The 19734-nt window shown below is 43.6% G+C and carries 19 protein-coding genes and 1 pseudogene; 5 read left to right on the plus strand and 15 right to left on the minus strand.

Annotated elements, in window-relative coordinates; all coding sequences use genetic code 11:
- Positions 1 to 16 precede the first annotated feature (16 nt).
- Both ASC50_RS00050 and ASC50_RS00055 read left to right on the plus strand, forming a co-directional pair.
- Positions 17 to 235 carry a hypothetical protein gene (locus ASC50_RS00050; RefSeq protein WP_055432869.1) on the plus strand — a complete coding sequence of 73 codons (219 nt, stop codon included), beginning with the start codon at positions 17 to 19 and terminating at the stop codon, positions 233 to 235.
- Complete coding sequence (locus ASC50_RS00055) at positions 217 to 594, plus strand: type II toxin-antitoxin system VapC family toxin (protein WP_055432868.1); 378 nt, start codon at positions 217 to 219, stop codon at positions 592 to 594. The genes ASC50_RS00050 and ASC50_RS00055 overlap by 19 nt, the downstream gene beginning before the upstream one ends.
- Positions 595 to 996: 402 nt before the next feature.
- Here ASC50_RS00055 and ASC50_RS06960 read toward each other — a convergent pair whose 3' ends face one another.
- The 14 genes and pseudogenes from ASC50_RS06960 to lysS form a co-directional block, all read right to left on the minus strand.
- Entirely contained in the window at positions 997 to 1224 is a 228-nt protein-coding gene (locus ASC50_RS06960; protein WP_158648197.1) for a hypothetical protein, read from the minus strand.
- Between the two features lie 50 nt (positions 1225 to 1274).
- Positions 1275 to 2714: a thioredoxin-like domain-containing protein gene (locus ASC50_RS00060; protein ID WP_055432867.1), complete on the minus strand. Its 1440-nt coding sequence runs from the start codon at positions 2712 to 2714 to the stop codon at positions 1275 to 1277.
- Between the two features lie 109 nt (positions 2715 to 2823).
- Positions 2824 to 4005, minus strand: coding sequence for a TlpA family protein disulfide reductase (locus ASC50_RS00065; protein WP_055432866.1), 1182 nt, complete (start codon positions 4003 to 4005; stop codon positions 2824 to 2826).
- Between the two features lie 440 nt (positions 4006 to 4445).
- Positions 4446 to 7094 carry a TonB-dependent receptor gene (locus ASC50_RS00070; protein WP_158648198.1) on the minus strand — a complete coding sequence of 883 codons (2649 nt, stop codon included), beginning with the start codon at positions 7092 to 7094 and terminating at the stop codon, positions 4446 to 4448.
- Positions 7095 to 7108: 14 nt separating this feature from the next.
- Entirely contained in the window at positions 7109 to 7951 is an 843-nt protein-coding gene (locus tag ASC50_RS00075) for a GLPGLI family protein (RefSeq protein ID WP_055432864.1), read from the minus strand.
- A 44-nt stretch (positions 7952 to 7995) separates the two neighbouring features.
- Positions 7996 to 8307, minus strand: a complete 312-nt coding sequence (locus ASC50_RS00080; RefSeq protein WP_158648199.1) for a nucleotidyltransferase domain-containing protein — start codon at positions 8305 to 8307, stop codon at positions 7996 to 7998.
- Positions 8286 to 8687: a HEPN domain-containing protein gene (locus ASC50_RS00085; protein ID WP_082591981.1), complete on the minus strand. Its 402-nt coding sequence runs from the start codon at positions 8685 to 8687 to the stop codon at positions 8286 to 8288. The genes ASC50_RS00080 and ASC50_RS00085 overlap by 22 nt, the downstream gene beginning before the upstream one ends.
- A 75-nt stretch (positions 8688 to 8762) precedes the next feature.
- Positions 8763 to 9608, minus strand: coding sequence for a GLPGLI family protein (locus tag ASC50_RS00090; protein ID WP_082591982.1), 846 nt, complete (start codon positions 9606 to 9608; stop codon positions 8763 to 8765).
- Between the two features lie 276 nt (positions 9609 to 9884).
- Positions 9885 to 10460: a YigZ family protein gene (locus ASC50_RS00095; protein ID WP_055432861.1), complete on the minus strand. Its 576-nt coding sequence runs from the start codon at positions 10458 to 10460 to the stop codon at positions 9885 to 9887.
- Positions 10461 to 10462: 2 nt separating this feature from the next.
- Positions 10463 to 11125, minus strand: a complete 663-nt coding sequence (gene ung, locus ASC50_RS00100) for a uracil-DNA glycosylase (RefSeq protein ID WP_055432860.1) — start codon at positions 11123 to 11125, stop codon at positions 10463 to 10465.
- Complete coding sequence (locus ASC50_RS00105) at positions 11073 to 11762, minus strand: hypothetical protein (RefSeq protein WP_055432859.1); 690 nt, start codon at positions 11760 to 11762, stop codon at positions 11073 to 11075. Before ASC50_RS00105 ends, ung begins: the two co-directional genes overlap by 53 nt.
- Positions 11746 to 12975, minus strand: coding sequence for a nucleoside permease (locus ASC50_RS00110; RefSeq protein WP_055432858.1), 1230 nt, complete (start codon positions 12973 to 12975; stop codon positions 11746 to 11748). Before ASC50_RS00110 ends, ASC50_RS00105 begins: the two co-directional genes overlap by 17 nt.
- An 11-nt stretch (positions 12976 to 12986) precedes the next feature.
- A complete protein-coding gene (locus ASC50_RS00115) occupies positions 12987 to 13982 on the minus strand; it encodes an NAD(P)H-dependent glycerol-3-phosphate dehydrogenase (protein WP_055432857.1) in 996 nt (331 codons plus the stop codon).
- Positions 13983 to 13995: 13 nt separating this feature from the next.
- Positions 13996 to 15504 (minus strand): annotated as a pseudogene (lysS, locus tag ASC50_RS00120) (lysine--tRNA ligase); the annotation flags it as partial.
- Positions 15505 to 15604: 100 nt separating this feature from the next.
- Here lysS and ASC50_RS00125 point away from each other — a divergent pair.
- From ASC50_RS00125 to ASC50_RS00135, 3 genes are all read left to right on the plus strand, one after another.
- On the plus strand, positions 15605 to 16174 hold the full coding sequence (locus ASC50_RS00125; RefSeq protein WP_055432856.1) for a DUF4369 domain-containing protein: 570 nt from the start codon (positions 15605 to 15607) through the stop codon (positions 16172 to 16174).
- A gap of 132 nt (positions 16175 to 16306) precedes the next feature.
- Positions 16307 to 17848 carry a YifB family Mg chelatase-like AAA ATPase gene (locus tag ASC50_RS00130; RefSeq protein ID WP_055432855.1) on the plus strand — a complete coding sequence of 514 codons (1542 nt, stop codon included), beginning with the start codon at positions 16307 to 16309 and terminating at the stop codon, positions 17846 to 17848.
- Between the two features lie 225 nt (positions 17849 to 18073).
- Positions 18074 to 18895, plus strand: coding sequence for a KilA-N domain-containing protein (locus ASC50_RS00135; protein WP_055432854.1), 822 nt, complete (start codon positions 18074 to 18076; stop codon positions 18893 to 18895).
- 140 nt (positions 18896 to 19035) lie between these two features.
- Here the strand turns inward: ASC50_RS00135 and ASC50_RS00140 are convergent.
- Positions 19036 to 19734, minus strand: a 699-nt coding sequence (locus tag ASC50_RS00140) for an ATP-binding cassette domain-containing protein (RefSeq protein ID WP_158648200.1), incomplete at its 5' end; no start/stop codon positions are given.

The raw sequence follows: 19734 nt of genomic DNA on the forward strand, positions 1-19734 counted from the left end.
GCAAAAAATAACAATTATGGACACATTAACAGTTGGGCTTAAAGATAAGCAAACGATTAATCTGCTGAAAAATTTGGAAGATATGAATTTGTTGGTTATTGTTCACAGCAACAAAAAAGCAACACCACGCACCAAAATATCGGAACAATTGGCAGGCTCTATCACTTCGGCGCAAGCGGAAATCATGTACCGTGAATTGGAACAAATGCGAGGCGAATGGAACAGAAATATCTGATTGATACCAACGTTATTATTGATTTTTCCCAACAAAGGCTTACTCCTATCAGTGCTCATCGGGTTGCGGAAATTCTTGATGACGACCCAATTATCTCTGCTATTACCCAAATTGAGTTATTAGGCTTTTCGATTGTGCCCCCACAAATTGAATCCTTTGTTGATGCGGCTACTATTTTGGATATCAACAAGTTTGTTATCTTTAAAACGATAGAAATTCGTAGATTGTATAAAATAAAACTGCCGGATGCTATTATTGCCGCAACAGCATTAGAAAATGGGCTGGTATTGCTAACCCACAACATTCCCGATTTTAGAAGAATCAATGGGCTAAAATTGGCAAACCCGTATGATTGGTAAATACAAAACATTTCATTTTGAAAAAGGGAGGATACGTTGCTCATTTTTTTTGTCTGAACCTTGATTTTAATAAAATTTTCAAGATGACCAAGATAAAAAAAGCTCATAATGTTTGATGTGGGTAAATGAAAACTTGCCGCAAGATGGCTCTTAAACCTCATTTTCACCTAATTTTCTCAACAAAACAACCTTAGTAGCAAGCACAGAATGCCTCCTACACACTAACCTCATTACCGCATTTATACCCTAACTCCGCTTAATTTAGGTAGTCAATTGTTTTATTCATTGATAAGCAACATTTTAGTGATTTTTATAGGCCACCTAAATAGGTGGGCTATGATTTTACACTAAAGCACTTATATTAAAGGAATTAAGGGAAATAGCCACCTAATTCCGGCGGAGTTAGGGTTTAACGGCTTTTAGCATGGTTTTATCATATCCTAAATTGGTTTTATTATACATTGTATTAACTTGACAATCCCAGTTTACGTCTGCTATTATTGCCTTTATCTGCTTTTTCGCATCATCATTCAATGCCGAATAATCACAAGCCAAATATAAGCGTCGGACTTCAAGAGGTTGGATTTCATTAAAAAGCGATGTGATATTTTCAATACCATCATTAGGCAAGAAGAAGTATGGGGGTTTCTTTGTTATAAGTTATCATACACTACTTTATTTTATTTGTCCGGCAACAATTCTTCAATCATTTTTCGCATCGCCTCGACTCCTGAAAATCCGATAGATTTATTTTTCAATACACCATTAGCATCGTATAAAAGATAAGTTGGAATGCTATTTGAATCAATGCTTTTAAACAAATATTTTGATTCTTCTTCTGTCAGAAAATAATGTTCTCCGCTGATTTTTTTGACACGTTTTTCAAACTCATCAATGGGAGAAGAAGGGTCGGCAATATAGACAAAAGCGATGTTCTTATCTCTCATATCTTGTTTAATCGGTTCTATTTCACGCATCGCCATAATGCAAGGCTGACACCATGTTGCCCAAAAATCAACTAAAACCACTTTGCCTTTATATTTTGAAATAATCGCATCCATCAACTTTTCTTTAGCCACTTGAGGCGTTGTATTGATTATTTTTGACAATGAAAGAAATTGATTTTTCACTTTTTCACTTGCTGCAAATAGGTATTCAACAAATGTAGGATTCTTGAAATATGCTTGAATATTACTTTTCTGTTTGTCTGATAATGGCGTTGCAGCATCGTCTAACTGTTTTAAAAAAGCATGAAACGTTAACACATCGTAAAACAAGCCGATATCGAATCCAAGCAAATCGGACATAATGGGCTTAACCTCGTTTAACCAATCCTCAACTGATTTATCTTCTAATCGGGGAATATTCAAAACTTTATTGGACAGTATAGATTTTGAGATAGTGGGATAAACGATATGAGAATTAAGAGGAGGGTTATTCAAATCAAGAAGTCGAAGAAAAGAAAAATATGATAAATTGGGCTTTCTATCGCCATAATCAAACAATAAACTTCCACCACTTGGCAACGAATTATATACCAATGTTCTCAAATTTTTCGGTAGATTGTCCATCCCTTCGATATTGGATAAATAGGTTTCTCTCAGTTTTAAAATAGATTCCCGATAATCTTCAGGAAGTGTATCAGACTGAAGATTGGCTTCAACATCCGCACATGTTTTTAAGTAAGATTGGTAGCCATTCATGAACACCTCATTCAATTTAGCCATCTCGTCGGGCGTTAATCCGTTGCCTTCAATAATCTTGACTTGGATTTCCGCAGATTCATTAAAAGACACTTCAATTTTGGTGTCTTTATCGGGCGATAGCAATAGGGTTCCCGCATATTCCTTGCTACCAACAACCATCTGTGCATAAGTTGGGAAAAATACTGGAACCGAAATAGAAAAACTTCCATCTTCCTTTAATAGGGTTTCATATTCTACCGTTTCATTAAAAACAGGAATTGGAAAAGCTACCATAACAGATGTCTGTCCGGACGGAACAGAGCCGACAATTTTACCGGAAAGCGTTGCCTGCCCTGTAGAAGCAGTTTCCCGATAACAAGATAATGCTAAGACAGCATAACTAAAAACGAGCAAGTGTTTGCAAAGTTTATTCATAACGTTATTATTGTTATTTGTGAAAAAATCATTTCTAATACTAACTGTACATTTTTTTTAATGTTTTCATACACTACTTTATTTTATTTGTCCTACAACAATTTTTCAATCATTTTCCACACAACGAATACAACCTTTTCCTCTCTGCATCATCCCTAACCTCAATCACTTCCATCTTTTCGCCGCCGGGGTAAACCAACACTCCTTGAGGAATCGCTGCGACCATATACATATCTCTAATTTTGCGAATATCCTCAACTGCTAATAACGCACGCCAGGGTATCTCTTTTTTTCGCATCAGTTTTTGAAAAGCAAATACTGTTTCTTCTTCATCAATAGAAATATAGGTCATAATCATTTTTTCGTTCAAATCATGATAAATTTCTTTAAGGATAGGGATTTCTTCATTACAAGGTCCGCACCAAGATGCCGTGAAAATCAGCAAATTGTATTTTGAACTATCTTGCACGACTTTTTCTGTTGCCGTCCAGTATAAAGTTGGCAATGACGTGTTTTCAAATTTTTCAAAGAGATAGTATTCAATATTTCGCCCCCACTTGGTGTTCTTGTGCTTGTCTGACAAGCAATCATAAATTTTTCTTATGTCTGCATTCGACTTATAAAAATTCACGGTCTCTGATAAACTGATTATAAAATACCTTGAATCGGGATATTTTTTTGCCCGTTCCACATATTGGGACAAACATTCATCATAAAACTCTTTTTCAAGGTCAACAGTAAAATTGGGACGTACAAAGCCACTAAAGTATGGAGACTGAACCCGCACTGTAATGTCTGAACAGTCATCTTGAAGTATCAATCTAAAATTTTCTTTTATCAGGGTTCCTAATGTAACAAAATTTATATCAAAGATGTATTCGTTAGGAAATACGGTCTGCCCTAAATATTGAGCATGGATATAATTTTCTCTATCCTCTACACCCAGATGTCCCAAAGAGATGTTATTTTCTGTAAAGAACACCATTCTGGCAGACTTGCTAACAGTATCATATCTGGCAACGGTCAAATTAAAACCGGACGCAATATCCACAATGCTATCAGGAATAGTGAATTTCCAAGTAAATTTATCTCTTTTCTCACCTTTGACTGTGAAGTTGATAAACTTCCCCTCCGCAGCAGCGCGAAGAGTTAAAGAATCAAATGGAGCATTCTCCAACGTAACAACCAATTTGTAATTGCTTGTCTCTTGTGTTTCTGCTTGCTTTTGGCAAGCACTGAACGCTAATACAGCGCAGATGAATAATATTGTTTTTTTCAATGTCTTTTTCATCTTCTAAAAACTTACGCTGCAAAGTTAGCGACTATTTTTGTAATTTCCAAGAAAACCAATAATCATTCAGGGCAACCGCATCAAAATTTTACGGTGACCAGTTACCCCGTATGGGGTACAATTTCGATAACCCCGTACAAGCGAAGCGCAGTGCGGGGTAAGGCATCTCCTTTTCTCTGCAACCCCGTAGTGGGTTGAATTTATTCGTCTTGCCAAAACCTCTTTTCATTAAATGACATATCCACAAAGAGTTCAACCCACTACGGGGTTGCTGGGAGGAGGTGGTGCCATCTACCCCGCACTGCGCTATCGCTTGTACGGGGTTATCGAAATTGTACCCCATACGGGGTAGATTGAAGACCTTACGGTCTTTCTTATCATCATAAATTTGGTGCGGTTGCCCTGATAATCATTTGTTTCCATATCTTGTTTCATTTTTTTTATTTAAGTTTAAACCGCACTTTCAACAGCACGCTTGCCGGACGTAAATTATAACTGTAATAATAAGTGCTTATATCGCTGTATGATGCCGAAATATACTGTTTGGCGTTGAACAGGTTGTTGAACGCCAATTCCAAATCCAGTGTTTTTTGCTTATATTTGATTCCGGCATCGGCAAATGTGGTATAGCGGGTGCTTGCGGCACTGTTATACTGATGTTCGGCATTGAGATTGATTGTCAGTGCTTTAAATGGGAAAATGTTGATTTGAGCGTTCTGCGATGTTCCCTTTATCGGCGGGAAGCGTTCGGGGCGTTCAACAGTATAACTTTTGCTCCGGTTCCACGCAAACGAATAACTGAACCCTAAAAAAGAAACCGGATTAAAACTCGCGCCGGCACCCGCATTATAGCCTTGTGAACGGTAATTAAGGATTTCATCTTGAATCAGCAACTCGCCTCTACCCTCATTATAGCCGCCGGAAGCGCGCACGGTTGCCGACCAAAACCCCAATCCCTTACTCGCATTGAAACTCACACCATAATTCTCTGATTCCGTTGGTTGGTCGATGGTTGTTTTCACATTCATTATTCCTTGATAGTCAAACCCATAGAGCAAATTTTTCCAAGAACGATTATAGGTTACTCCGACATTGAGAAACAGCGCCTCGAACACATTTCTGTATCTGACAGATGCCTCGGCTCCTCCTGAACGGGATTCAAATAGCCTGTCGACGGTATTGCGCAGCAAACTGCGGTAGCCGTGCATAATGAAACCGGAGTAGGCAGAATTCATGTCGCCAAACGAACGCCCAAAATTTGCTCCCGTAGAAACAATTATTTCTGAATTAAAATCATAACTTGCTGAAATGGAGGGATTGATAATCCACTTGTTATATTTTGTGAATGTCTTGGGAATGCGGTCGTCTATTGTTAGTATATAACAGGTCAAGGGCAGTCCTATACTTGCTTTGAACCGTCCATTGTTGTAACTATAACTTTGGGTGATGCCTGCCTGATAGTTGTTATACCAAAGGTTGTTTTTCAGCGAATCGTGTGCAGCAATCAAATTGCCATTCACGTCCTCGCCATGCAATTCCGTATTCATATTTCGGAGGTCTGCACGTCCCCAAACGTCATACTCCAAATTGAAATAGCCCCGTTTCAAGCCGTAAGAAAGTCGCAAAACCGACGCAAAATCCCGTGATAACACATCTTGCGCAAGTGCGGCAAAATTGCCATCACCCAGGTAGTTTGCCGGAGCTACGGTTAAGGTATGCGGACGATGCCAATAGCCCGTTGAAAAATAGATTTTGAATGAATTGTTTTTGATATTTTTAATCACTGAAAGAGTATTGTCGATTGAGAAAGCGGGTTTGTCGAGGTGTTGCGAAATTGTCTCATTCAAATCACCGGCATTGCTGCGGGTGATTCCCAGTCCGCTGTCGTCATTCCAACTTCCGGTCAAGTTGAAAGCATTGTTGAGATAATAATCCTTGGCATTAGTATTGAGGCGCAAGGCAATTTCGGCATTGTGTATTTTGCTTTTGGAGTTTATCCGCTCTTCTATGGCAAGTGTGCTGTCGCCCGGAAGATACTGCTCGTTGCGCGAATAGCCCTCTCGTTCGATACGGTCGTTGTAATAAATAGCACTGGTGGTGAGTTCCAAATCTTCGTTGAACTTAATCAGGTGGTTGGTAGTAACGGCATGGGAATTGTTGTAAAGGTAGCGTTTTTGTGCAACGGGCGGTGTGCTCGGCGATTGGATATACAGCGGACTGCCGCCATCTACATACACCCGCTCATAATCGTAGTGGGTTCTAAATTCCGAAGCAACATCATCGCCGGAATTATTACTTTTGTAAGTGCTCATGTTTTGCTTCTTTTTGGCAAAATACATCGACACCAGTTCGGCGTTCCACATCAAGGGTTCATAACCGGCACCCGCAAGTCCGGTAATCGCCAGCGTTCCCTTCGCGCTTTCTTTCAGTTTGAGGTTGATTGCAGCATCAGCAGAGGGAAGTTTATTGCGCAACGCTTTGATGGGCTGATGATTTTCCAGCACCTGCACGGTGGCAACATCTTTTGCCGCTATATTTTTGATGGCGATGCCATAACGTCCCTGCAACAAATCCATATCTTCCACATAAAATTTGTTAATATCTCTGCCATTGTAGGATATGCCCCCGCTTGGCTTGACATCAATGCCGGATAGTTTTTTCAATACATCGCCGATAACACGGTCGTTTTGGTCGGTGTAGGCATTGACCGAATAGTTTATCGTGTCGCCCGTTTGTTTTATTTTGATTGGGATTACCACCACTTCTTTCAATTCCAAGGCTTTTTCGTCAATCACAAAATCCACTCGCTGGCTCCTGTTGGCAACCGTTTGGCTGTGTTTGCCGATATTCACTCCGGAGGCAGTCAGCGTGATACTGTCGGCTGTGCCCTTGTAGATTAAAGAATAATTGCCCTGTGCATCAATAGTTGTAAATCCGGCAATAGCGAAACTGCCCTTTGCCTGCACCATCACGTTCACAGAGAGCGGCTCGCCTTTTTTGTTTTTCACAGAACCATTAACAACAGTCTGCGCCGATGCGAAAAAAGGAAAGAGGATAAAAACAACAGTTAAAAATCGTATTTGTTTCATAATAATATGCCTTTCTATTTTAACTCTATCGGATTATACGGCAATTTTTCAAACTCTCCGTTACCTGAAGTTGCAATTATTTGCGAATTAGTAAGTTGCCAATAATGGTCAAAAATATCTTCCCACAATTTTAAGAGTTTTTCCCTTTTTATTTTCCCATAGTCGCGATAATCATAACTTGTAATTAGAAATTTAGTTTTGTGATTTTCGATATTGATACATTCAAAATCGTAATCGTTGCGTTCGTCATACACTTTCAATATCAACCCCGGCAAACCTCCGAATTTCCATGGACCATTATTGATTGGAATATCTGTACAGAACCATGCTATATAATTTCTGCCACGAAACGAGCAAGTTGCTTTTTGGCACAGATAGCCATGCACCGTTAAAGTATCGTCTTGCAGTGTCCAATCTTGAACAGGAATTTTTTCGGAATATTGATAGTTAGGCATAGCCCCAGGCATATAGGCATATTCAGTAAGCATATTTTGCGCATGGTCTTTATAATATTCCGACCAAAAATATTTATTGGCTTGAGTAATATTCCTTGTGAATTTTGTGCTCCCTCCCAAAATTGGTTGTTTTTTTAAATTAATACTCATAGAATCCTCTTCAAAAGCATTGCAACTATAATACTTTGACGTATTTTTTCCTATTTCCAGAACATGTATATCATCACTCTTACCGGATTCATCTTTTAGTTTATTCAAAACATATCTTATTTTGACATTTCCGGAATCCACAACTGTTAGAATGGAAACAGGTCTTGGAACTTTGATTTGGAAAGTCCATTGAGCGTTCAATTCCACCGGAACTAAAATAAAAGCGAGCGCAATAGTGTATAATTTTCTCATGTTGATAATATATTTTTTAGGGCAACCGCATCAAAATTCAGCGATTATTCATATATTATTTCGCGACCATATTTCATCACCTCGTATGCGAGTGGGTCATCAGCCACAAATTCGCTTTTGCGGAACGAATGCGGCTCTATGCGCCAATCCACATCACATCCCATAACCATAAGTTCAACATCTCTGTCAAAGACATTATCACAGTTATCAAAAATGATGGCGAGGTCAATATCGCTATCCTTGTGAAAATTGCCTTTAGCATAAGAACCAAAAAGAATGAACCGTGCCGCGCCATACTGCGCCTGCACCATTTGCGCAAACCGCTGCGCTATGTTTATAGCATCTCTTTTATCCATAGCCGTAGTTGTTTTATTCGTTCTGACCATTCTGCCGTAAATTCGGCGGTGCACATAGTATAAAAATCGCGTTTATAGTCATCATACCGTGCGTTGATATTGAAATTTGTAATTTTTGCAAGTGATATTTTTTGTTCCTTGGTGAGTATCAAACTGCTGTCTTGAGCAAGATGCAAAAGATTGTGCGACAGCGGCGCGTGTTGGCATTTTACTTTCACATAATATGCCTTGAGCAGTTTTTCAATGACGATATGTCCGAGAAACAGTGCCCAATTGTACTGCTTAGTTGCAAGCATCGCCTCCATAGTTACAAAGTCGTCATCGGACGTGTCTGCCCAATGCTTTGCAATTTTATCGGCGTTAATGATGGGTGTTGCCATATTGTTTTTATTTATATTTATGAGTGCAAAGGTAGTAAATAGTTATGAATTTTGATGCGGTTGCCCTGAATATTTTTATTCCAATTCTAAAGGGTAATAAAGAATCTTTTCGTGTGGTTGATTACCACTTGTAACTATCATACCTGCCACGGTATAATAATCTTCATGGTTTTTTTTCTGTAATTCCAATAATTTTTTACGCTCTATTTTTCCATAATTTTTATAGTTATACATTTTTATTGGATATTTTTCCTTATATATTTCAATTTTTATACATTCAAATATCTTTTGATTATCTTTATCATATACTTTCAGAATTAAACCGGGCAATCCACTAAATTTCCACGGTCCGTTATTGATTGGAATATCCACAGTAAACCACGCAATATAATCTCTCCCTCTAAATCGAGATATGGCTTTTTGACACAGATAACCGGCTATAGTTAAGGTATCTTGCTGAATTTCCCAATTCTGTACAGGAATATCTTCGGAATACTGATAATCTGAAATTCGCATTGGCATACGAGCATATTCAGTAAGTGTGTTTTTAGAAAAATCCTTGTAATATTCGGAAAAATAATATTCCGACCATGCGCCATCTTTCCCTCCATTCCCCATTCTCATAGGCGCACTTCGCGCCGTTGGATGTTTATTTCTCCAATTGGTACACAACGAATCGGAGTTATAGACAAAATGGCTGAAATATTTCGATAAATGTGTACCTATTTCCAAACGTTGTAAATCGTCATACGTTTCGGCTTTATGAATATCCACAGCATTTAGCGCATACCATATCCTAATATTTCCCGAATCAACGGTTACCATATTTGAAACATCTCTTGGATAAGGAGGCCAAGGCTTCGTAGCATTTACTTCGGAAGAAATAACACAAATAAAAACGAATAATAGTATATGTTTCATATTTTTATAAATTTGTGATGAACCCCATCCATATAGCCTATTTCTCCTTCCCAGTAGCAATTATTTCCGGAGGTAGAATGACCGCCAGATAATCCCAAGTTGAAATTAGCACTTCTGTTGCTTGAAGAAGAAGCTGTTGCACAAGAAATGGTTTTCTAAACCGTTATTCAATGTCTTTTTTATCTTCTAAAAATTTACGCTGCAAAGGTAGCAACTATTTTTGTATTTTCCAAACATTTTTTTATGTTGTACATACATAGCGATTTTTCGCAGTTACTAATTGAACTTGCCCACTTGTTTTTTCAAATCTTCAACACCACTCCGAGGCACACGCAGTGTCATCTCACACACAGTATCGAAATTTTGACTGAGGATTTGCAGTTGCTCATCTTTTACGATGCGCATCACGCTGTTGAGTTGTTCGTAGTCGAATGTGATGGTGATGGTTTCTTCTGCTGTTTTTGTGATGACTTGGGCGTTGGCTATTGCGGCTTGGGCTGCTGCTCGGTAGGCTGCAATCAGTCCGCCGGTGCCTAATTTTACGCCGCCGAAGTAGCGCACCACGAGTATCAGGATGTCCGTCAGTTCGTTGGAGTTGATGACGCCCAAAATGGGTTTTCCGGCTGTGGAGGAGGGTTCGCCATCGTCATTTGCTCGAAATTCTGTGCGGTCGGCTCCCAGCACATACGCCCAGCAGACGTGTCGTGCATCGTAATATTTTTTGCGACAGTCGGCTACGCATTCCCGTGCCTGCTCTGCTGTTTGCACGGGCATGGCGAACGCCAAAAACTTGCTTCGCTGCTCCGTGAAAGTGCCTTCGGCGGGTGCTGCTATGGTTTTGTATTCATCCATCGTTACCAGTTAATCGGCTGCTGTCCTGTTGATTGCAGGTAGGCATTGGTTTGGCTGAATGGTTTGCTGCCGAAAAAGCCGCGAAAAACGGATAGCGGCGAGGGATGCGCCGACTTCAAAATCAGGTGCTTGTTGGGGTCGATAAACGCGCCTTTTTTCTGAGCATACGCCCCCCAGAGGATGAATACGACCCGCTCTTTTTGTTCGGCAATGCGGCGAATGACGGCATCGGTAAAAGTTTCCCAACCTTTGTTTTGATGCGACCCTGCCAGATGCGCGCGAACGGTAAGCGTGGCGTTGAGCAACAGCACGCCCTGCCGCGCCCAGCGTTCCAAATTGCCCGAAAAGGGAGGTGTAATGCCCAAATCATCCCGCAACTCCTTATATATATTGTGCAACGAGGGCGGCAAAGCCACACCATCATTCACCGAAAAGCACAACCCATGCGCCTGCCCGGGCTCGTGATAGGGGTCTTGCCCCAAAATCACCACTTTCACCTGCTCAAAAGGGGTTTGATTGAACGCATTAAAAATCAATTTGCCGGGCGGATAGACTGTTTGCGAGGCACATTCCTGCTTCACAAACTGCACCAAATCAGCAAAATACGATTTCTCAAACTCCTCCGCCAGCTGCGTTTTCCACGACTGCTCTATTTTTATGTCCATCATTATTGCGTCTTTTTTTTGCCAAATAATAGGGGCGAACCAGCAGCAGGATGCTGAATGCGGATAGAAACAGGTAATAAAATGTGCCTACGAACATGGCTGTTTCCGGCATATCGGTGAAAATGCCGCCGGCGTCTGCTATGGAATAATAACCGGCTGCATCCAAGAATGGTGTGGACAATCCAAATGCCGGGATCCAGGATGCTGCAATGGCAGCAAACATTACTAAAAAGAAATAAATGAGTACGGCGTATATGGATGTGCCGATGGCTCTGTTCTTTGTTTCTTCATCGTTTTTGTTGGCAAATGCAAAGCGCACCCTGTTCAGCACCACTATCAAATAGAGCCAAAGAATGGTGTTGTCTTCTATCATCGTATTGAACGCCCACGCAAAAAGCCCATAAATCGGAAAAAACAGGAAAAGAACATATTTTAACGGCATAACGGCCATAAAAACACCCGAATGAACCATGATAAACTCAAACACAATAAGGATGACAAAACTATAAATAATGCCAACATCCGCCGCAGAGGGGAACAACCAAAAGCTAATATATTGATATGCAATGAGCAAAGTGAGCACAATATCAAGCACATCAAAGGGGCGCAGATAGTTAGTTCTAATTTTTGTTTCCATTTCTCCTGCTATTTTGAGGGTGAAAAAACAGCGCAAACAACACTCCCACTACTGCCGCATAAGCGGTGAAGGTGAGCCAAATAGCCGACCAAGCCTGCACGCCATCGACAGTGAAAAAACCGACCACCGAAGCGGCGGCAAACTGCCCCACAACTGCGCCGACGCCCATTGAAGCCATCATCCACAAGCCTTGCGCGCTGGCTCGGATGGGTTCAGGGGCTTCACGTTCAATGAAGAGCGAACCTGCTATGTTGAAAAAATCGAACGCCATACCATATACTACCATCGAGAGCAGTAGCCACACAAAGCCCGTGCCCGCATCGCCAACACCAAAAAAGCCGAATCGCAATGCCCACGCGCCGATACTCATCAGCATAATTGTCTTAATGCCATATTTGCGCAACACAAACGGGATTGCCAAAATAAACAGAGCCTCTGAAATTTGCGAAATCGACGATATGAGTAAGGGATATTTCACCGTGAACGAATCGGGATAACCGGCGCGAAAATGCTCCAAAAAGGGCGTTCCCCACGCATTGGTGATTTGCAAGCACACGCCAATCAACACTGCAAACAGGAAGAAAATACGCATCTGTCGCTGCTTAAACAATGCCAACGCATCAATGCCAAAGGCACTTTTCCACGCCAATGTGCCCTTTGAACGCATTGGTGGAGAAACCGGAAGTGTGAAAGCATAAAGCCCCAGCAGAGCCGAAGCACCCGCCGCGAGCAATAACTGATTGGCACTGAACGTCCAATCGAGCAAATTCACCGCCCACATGGCGACTATGAAGCCGATGGTGCCCCAACTGCGAATGGGCGGGAAGGTTTTGTCCGTGTCGAAGCCTGATTTGTGTAACAGGCTGTAACTGAGCGAATAACTGAGCGAAATGGTTGGCATAAACACCGCCAAATACACAGCCATCAGCGGAAAAAGTTGTCCGTAGGCAATGGTTTGCGCGGCAAAAAACAGTGCGACGGCACCGATGAGGTGGCAAATGCCGTAGAGCCGCTCGCTGTTGAGCCATTTGTCGGCAATGATGCCGATGATGCCGGGCGTGATAAGCGAAGCAAAGCCCGCCAGCGCATAGACAGCCGCGATGTCCATAGGTGCCGTCCCGATGCTATACAGGTAGCCTCCAAACGAAATAAGCCAACTTCCCCAGATGAAAAACTGGAGAAATTGGGCGATGATTAAGCGTAATTTGAGCATTTTATTTTAAATTATTTAAATGTTTCTGTCAATTTGTGAATGGCTGTTACAGCCGATACTCCCTCGTAAAGGATGGAATAAACCGTGTCCAAAATGGGCATATCTACCTGATATTTTTCGTTGATTTCTTTGATACATTTGGTGCCGTAATAGCCCTCAGCAATCATTTCCATCTCAAGTTGGGCGGTTTTCACGGTGTAGCCCTTGCCAATCATCGTGCCGAAAATGCGGTTGCGGCTGTAGCGGGAGTAGGACGTTACGAGAATGTCGCCCAGATAGGCTGAAGTGTAGATATGGCGATTTTTGGGGCTTACGGTGTGGATAAATCGCTCCATTTCTTCGATGGCGTTGCAGATGAAAATTGCCTGAAAATTGTCGCCATATTTCAATCCGTGGCACATTCCGGACACGATGGCATACACGTTTTTCAACACGGAGGCATATTCCAAGCCAATCACATCGGTCGTGGAGGTGGTATTGATGAAGCGGGTGTTAAACGCATTCGCCACCGCCTGCGCGTGTGCCTCGTTGATGCTTGCAAAGGTGAGGTAAGAAAGCCGTTCGAGAGCCACTTCCTCTGCGTGACACGGACCGCCGAGCACAATCATGTTTTCCGGCTGCACCTGGTGAAACTTCGTGAAATATTCCGAAGTTATCATGTTTTCGTCCGGCACAATGCCCTTGATTGCCGACAGTATCACCTTGTCGCGCAACGAGGCATTCAATTTTTGCAGGTGCTGTTTGAGGAACGGCGACGGCGTGGCAAAAACCAGCATATCGCTGTTTTCCACCACCTCGTTGATGTCGTAAGTGAAATAAATGTTGTTTAAATCAAACTTGACACCTGTCAAATAGGACGGATTGTGCCCGAGAGCCTTAAAATCCTCAATTTGTTCGGGGCGACGCATATACCAATTGAACTTGGCTTGCGTGCCGGACACGATTTTTGCGATAGCGGTAGCCCAGCTGCCGCCTCCCATGACTGCTATTTTCCCCGGTATATTCATAACTTTATATTTTTTGCTCAGGTTTCATTTGTGGAAATAACAACACCTCTTGAATGGAGGTTTGCCCCGTTAGAAGCATCACCAGCCTGTCCATACCGATGCCCATGCCCGATGTGGGGGGCATTCCGTATTCCAACGCGCGGAGGAAATCCTGGTCGATAAACATCGCTTCGTCGTCGCCCTTTTCGGAGAGTTTGAGTTGCTCCTCGAAGCGTTCGCGCTGGTCGATGGGGTCGTTGAGTTCGGAGTAGGCGTTTGCCAATTCCTTGCCGTTGACCATCAACTCGAAGCGTTCGGTGAGTTCGGGGTTGCTGCGATGTTTTTTCGTGAGCGGCGACATTTCTTTCGGATAATCCGTGATAAACGTTGGCTGAATGTAGTTAGCCTCGCATTTTTCGCCGAAAATCTCGTCAATCAGTTTGCCTTTGCCCATCGTTTTATCCTGTTCGATGTGGAGTGTGCGGCACACTTCGCGCAATTGGTCTTCGTTCATGCCGGCGATGTCGATGCCGGTGTTTTCCTTAATCGCATCCACCATTGTGATGCGCTTGTAGGGTGCTTTGAAGCTGATTTGTTGGTCGCCGACCGTTACTTCGGTGGTTCCGAGCACGTCCAGACAGATTTTTTCGAGCATCTGTTCCGTGAAGCGCATCATCCAATTGTAGTCCTTGAAAGCAACGTAAATTTCCATGCAGGTAAATTCCGGATTGTGCGACCTGTCCATGCCCTCGTTGCGGAAATTGCGCGAAAATTCATAGACGCCTTCAAATCCGCCGACTATTAACCGCTTGAGATACAGCTCGTTGGCAATGCGCAAATAGAGTGGAATATCCAGCGCATTGTGGTGGGTGATGAACGGACGCGCCGAAGCACCGCCCGGAATGCTTTGCAGCACAGGGGTATCCACCTCGATGTAGCCTTTGTCGTTGAAAAATTGGCGCATCGCATTGAAAATCCGTGTCCGCTTGAGGAAAATGTCTTTAATGCCCTCATTGACAATCAAATCGACATACCGCTGACGGTAGCGCATTTCGGGGTCTTCAAAGGCATCGTAAGCCACGCCGTCCTTGTATTTCACAATCGGAAGCGGGCGCAGGGACTTCGACAGCACCGTTAAACCGCTCACGTGCACCGAAATTTCGCCCATCTGCGTGCGAAAAACATAGCCCTTGATGCCCACAAAATCGCCAATGTCGAGCAATTTTTTGAACACCATATTATACAGGTCTTTGTCTTCCTCATCGGGGCAAATATCGTCGCGGCTGATATACAATTGGATGCGCCCCTCAGAATCCTGCAACTCCACAAACGAGGCTTTGCCCATGATGCGGCGGCTCATAATCCGTCCGGCGATGGACACCTCACGGTGCGGCGCATCGTCCTGAAACATTGCCTTAATCTCTGTGGAATAGGCAGTTACGGGAAATTCTTCCGCAGGGTAGGGGTCTATGCCCCTCGTGCGGAGTTCGTCCAAACTCTGGCGGCGAAATAGTTCCTGTTCGCTCAAATCGGGTATATTCATACTATATCATCTATAATCGAACTGCAAAGGTATAAAAAATTTTTATGAATCTGTTAGGATTTATTAAAATAAATGCGTACCTTTGCCCCCGTTATTGACAATGAAAACGAAGTATATACATATTATTCTGCTCTGTATCGGATTGTTGGCGTGCAACAAAGAGCCGCAACAGTTTGTCATTGAGGGCGATGTGAAAGGTACAACCTCTCCGGTGGTGTGCTTTGTGACTTGGCACGACAGCAACCCGCAAGTTGATACGGCGACCATCAAAGGCGGTAAATTCATGTTCTCTGCCTCATCCAAAAACATCCAATCGGTGGTTATTTACTTTGAAAAAGGCTCTAATTGGGTGACGGCTTGGGCAAAAAATGGTGACAAAATCACGCTACAGGGCGATGTCAACGACCCCGAACAGATTTTAATTTGTGGCAATGCCACCAACGAATTGCTGACGGATTTTAAACAAAATCATAAAGACACGCCAATAGAAACGCTACTGGTTGATGCAGAGGAATTTGTGAAAGCCAACCCGGCATCAATAGCCAGTTTGGTGGTGATACAAGATTATATGAAGGACAATATACCGCCCAATCTCTTGGACGAATATTTGAGGCTGATACAAAGTCCTGCCAGAGAAAATTGGTTGTATGCACGGTTAGTAACCCGTTGAAAAGTTTTTTTTAGAAATTAGAGTTTTTTGAATTATTAACAAAAGTTGATTAGTAACCAACACAGACCGCCCAAAATTGAAAATTGGCAACCGGTAATTGGTAACTGTTGACTATAAACCGGTAACAGATTTATGTTAGTCAAAATTTATGCAGCTGCGCTGCAGGGCGTTAACGCTCAGATTATTACGATTGAAGTCAATTGTACTAAGGGAATCAAGTTTTTTCTTGTCGGCTTGCCCGACATCAGTATCAAAGAGTCGCATGAGCGCATCACATCGGCGTTGGAGTTCAACGCGATGCGGTTTCCTCGCACGCAAATTGTGGTGAATATGGCACCAGCGGACATCCACAAGGAGGGTGCCGGCTATGATTTGCCGTTAGCCATCGGCATTTTGGCGGGTTCGGAAAAAATCAAAGCCGACCGCGTGAGCGACTACCTGATGATGGGCGAATTGTCGCTCGACGGGCAGCTCAAACCCGTGCGCGGTGTACTTTCGATTGCGATTAAGGCAAAAGAAGAGGGTTTCAAAGGGGTGATTTTGCCCAAGATGAATGCCCGCGAGGCGGCGGTGGTGGCAGGGTTGGAAGTCTATGGCGCGGAAAACATCATCGACGTCATCCAATTTTTCAACGAAGAAAAGACATTGGAGCGTGTCGTTGTTGACCCGCGAGCCGAATTTTATGCTAATCAGGCGGTTGCCGAGTGGGATTTTTCGGAGGTAAAGGGTCAGGAACAGGTGAAGCGTGCGTTGGAGGTGGCGTGCGCCGGAGGTCACAATTTGCTGTTCGTGGGTGCGCCGGGAGCCGGCAAAAGTATGTTGGCGAAGCGTATCCCGTCCATTTTGCCGCCTCTGTCGCTGAGCGAGAGTTTGGAAACGACCAAAATTCATTCGGTTGCCGGAAAAATCAATCACAACGGGTCGCTCATAGCGGCGCGACCGTTCAGAAGTCCGCACCACACCATTTCGAGCGTGGCGATGGTGGGCGGAGGTTCGTATCCGCAGCCCGGCGAAATCAGTCTGGCGCACAATGGCGTGCTGTTTTTAGACGAGATAGCCGAGTTTCAAAAATCGGTGCTGGAAGTTCTCCGACAGCCGTTGGAAGACCGCAAAATCACTATCTCGCGCTCCAAATTCACGGTGGAATATCCGGCAGGCTTTATGCTGGTAGCCTCAATGAACCCCTGTCCGTGCGGGCATTTCAACAACCCCAACAAAGAGTGTGTCTGCAAGCCCTACGAGGTGCAAAAATACCTGCATCGCCTCTCCGGACCGCTCTTAGACCGCATCGACATTCAAATAGAGATTGTGCCGGTGCCTTTCGAGGCCATTTCGGACACGCGCCCGGCAGAGTCGAGCCACGACATTAGAGAGCGTGTCATCCGCGCCAGACAAGTGCAAGAAGCCCGTTTTGCCAACGCCCCGGGCATCTATTGCAACGCACAAATGCACACGCGACTACTGCACAAACACGCCCAACCCGATGTCGCAGGCTTGGCACAATTGAAAATCGCAATGGAACGCCTCAACCTCTCCGCCCGCGCCTACGACCGCATCCTGCGCGTAGCCCGCACTATCGCCGATTTGGAAGATGCCGAAAATGTGCTCTCACACCACATCGCAGAAGCAATTGGGTATCGCAATTTGGATAGGGAGAATTGGGCGGAGATGTGATTGTCTGAACCGCCGCCGATTTTGCTTCCGTCTGTTACCCCGTATGGGGTAGATTGAAGACCTACGGTCTTCCTTGTCATCATAAATTTGATGCAGTTGCCCTGAAAATCAGTAATCATCGCAAACTAATTGTGAAAATAAAAATATGATTTTCGAAAAAAATTGCCAAATCAAGAAAAATGTTTTACCTTTGCACCGTAAAATTTTAATAAAAGAAAGAACATCATGAAGAAAAAGGAAACCATTAGTGTGCAAGGTACGGAAGTTATCCTGCTTTCGCACCAAAAAAGTGATTACATCTCGCTGACCGATATGGCGAAGTTCAAAAACGCAGAAGCAACGGGACTTGTCATTGCCCATTGGCTAAGAACTCGTTATACGATTGATTTTATGGGAATTTGGGAAACAATTAACAATCCTGTTTTTAATGTTACCGAATTCGGTAACATTAAAAGTGAAAGTGGAAGCCAGAGCTTTGTAATGACAGTTAAACAATGGATTGAAAAAACAAATGCCATCGGAATTATATCCAAACCCGGTCGCTATGACAGTGGCACTTTTGCGCACAAGGACATAGCGTTTGAATTTGCTTCGTGGATAAGTCCCGAATTTAAGTTCTACCTCATTCAAGAATTTCAACGCCTCAAAGAAGATGAACAAAAAGCATTGGGCTGGTCGGCAAAGCGCGAACTTTCCAAAATCAACTACCACATTCATACGCATGCTATTGCTCAACATCTTATACCACAAGAACTTACGGGTCAGCAACTAAATTTTATTTATGCCAGCGAAGCCGATGTGCTTAATGTGGCGATGTTTGGCATCACAGCTAAGCAATGGCGCGATGCCAATCCCGATTTGCAGGGAAATATGCGCGATTATGCCACAATCAACGAGCTGATTTGCCTCTCTAACATGGAAAATATCAATGCCGTACTCATTGATGACGGGCTGGCGCAAAGCGAGCGTCTGGTGAAACTAAACCAAATAGCCATCCAGCAAATGAGTGTGTTGCAAGAGGTGGAAAGTCGGAAAAGGCTGCGTTGAGAGGATATGGTGGGCTTTCAGCCCGAAAGGGGAGGAGAGCACTTTACCCCGCCCTGCGCTATCGTTTGTGCGGGGTTATCGAAATTGTACCCCACACAGGGGTAGTTGGTCACTGTAAAACTGATTTTGCGCAATGCAGGTTAAAATTTATCACAATCTTTCTCCGACAGCTCCAGCCACCGCATGGATTTTTCGTCCAGCATTTCGATGATTTTTTGGATGCGTTGCGATTTTTGCAGTAGCGCATCGTTGGCGAGTGTGCCGGTGGATAATTCTTGCTCTAATGCCTTCTGTTCGGCTTCCAAGGCTGGTATTTCCCGGTCTAATGCCTCCAACTCGCGCCGCTCGCTGAAGGTTAATTTGGCTTTTGTACTTGCCTTTTTGTCATTGCGGGCTTGACCCGCAATCCCCCGTTCAGCATTGCTCTTTTGTTCTGCATTCGATTCTTTTACAGGAGATTGCGGGTCAAGCCCGCAATGACAGCGGTATTGCGTGTAATTGCCGGGGAAGTCTTGAATTTTGGCTTGCCCTTTGAAAACGAGGAGGTGGTCAACCACTTTGTCCATGAAATAGCGGTCGTGCGACACCACTATGACGCAGCCTTTGAATGTGGCGAGGTAGTCTTCCAGCACGTTCAGGGTGATGATGTCGAGGTCGTTGGTGGGTTCGTCCAAGACGAGGAAATTGGGATTTTTGATGAGCACCGTGCAGAGGTAGAGGCGGCGGCGTTCGCCTCCGCTGAGTGTGTGCACAAGGCTGTGCTGCTTGTCGGGCGTGAAGAGGAAATGTTGCAGAAATTGTGCGGCGGTGAGTTGCTTGCCATCGCCCAGGTCGATGAC

Source organism: Candidatus Symbiothrix dinenymphae (genome assembly GCF_001431085.1).

Coding starts and splice junctions, on each gene's coding strand:
- ASC50_RS00085 (WP_082591981.1), bottom strand. CDS start 8,687: ATGGCAACACCCATCATTAACGCCGATAAAATTGCAAAGCATTGGGCA.
- ASC50_RS00065 (WP_055432866.1), bottom strand. CDS start 4,005: ATGAAAAAGACATTGAAAAAAACAATATTATTCATCTGCGCTGTATTA.
- ASC50_RS00055 (WP_055432868.1), top strand. CDS start 217: ATGGAACAGAAATATCTGATTGATACCAACGTTATTATTGATTTTTCC.
- ASC50_RS00050 (WP_055432869.1), top strand. CDS start 17: ATGGACACATTAACAGTTGGGCTTAAAGATAAGCAAACGATTAATCTG.
- ASC50_RS00110 (WP_055432858.1), bottom strand. CDS start 12,975: ATGCTCAAATTACGCTTAATCATCGCCCAATTTCTCCAGTTTTTCATC.
- ung (WP_055432860.1), bottom strand. CDS start 11,125: ATGGACATAAAAATAGAGCAGTCGTGGAAAACGCAGCTGGCGGAGGAG.
- ASC50_RS00075 (WP_055432864.1), bottom strand. CDS start 7,951: ATGAGAAAATTATACACTATTGCGCTCGCTTTTATTTTAGTTCCGGTG.
- ASC50_RS00090 (WP_082591982.1), bottom strand. CDS start 9,608: ATGAAACATATACTATTATTCGTTTTTATTTGTGTTATTTCTTCCGAA.
- ASC50_RS00105 (WP_055432859.1), bottom strand. CDS start 11,762: ATGGAAACAAAAATTAGAACTAACTATCTGCGCCCCTTTGATGTGCTT.
- ASC50_RS00125 (WP_055432856.1), top strand. CDS start 15,605: ATGAAAACGAAGTATATACATATTATTCTGCTCTGTATCGGATTGTTG.
- ASC50_RS00080 (WP_158648199.1), bottom strand. CDS start 8,307: ATGGATAAAAGAGATGCTATAAACATAGCGCAGCGGTTTGCGCAAATG.
- ASC50_RS00135 (WP_055432854.1), top strand. CDS start 18,074: ATGAAGAAAAAGGAAACCATTAGTGTGCAAGGTACGGAAGTTATCCTG.
- ASC50_RS00095 (WP_055432861.1), bottom strand. CDS start 10,460: ATGGATGAATACAAAACCATAGCAGCACCCGCCGAAGGCACTTTCACG.
- ASC50_RS00115 (WP_055432857.1), bottom strand. CDS start 13,982: ATGAATATACCGGGGAAAATAGCAGTCATGGGAGGCGGCAGCTGGGCT.
- ASC50_RS00070 (WP_158648198.1), bottom strand. CDS start 7,094: ATGAAACAAATACGATTTTTAACTGTTGTTTTTATCCTCTTTCCTTTT.
- ASC50_RS00130 (WP_055432855.1), top strand. CDS start 16,307: ATGTTAGTCAAAATTTATGCAGCTGCGCTGCAGGGCGTTAACGCTCAG.
- ASC50_RS00060 (WP_055432867.1), bottom strand. CDS start 2,714: ATGAATAAACTTTGCAAACACTTGCTCGTTTTTAGTTATGCTGTCTTA.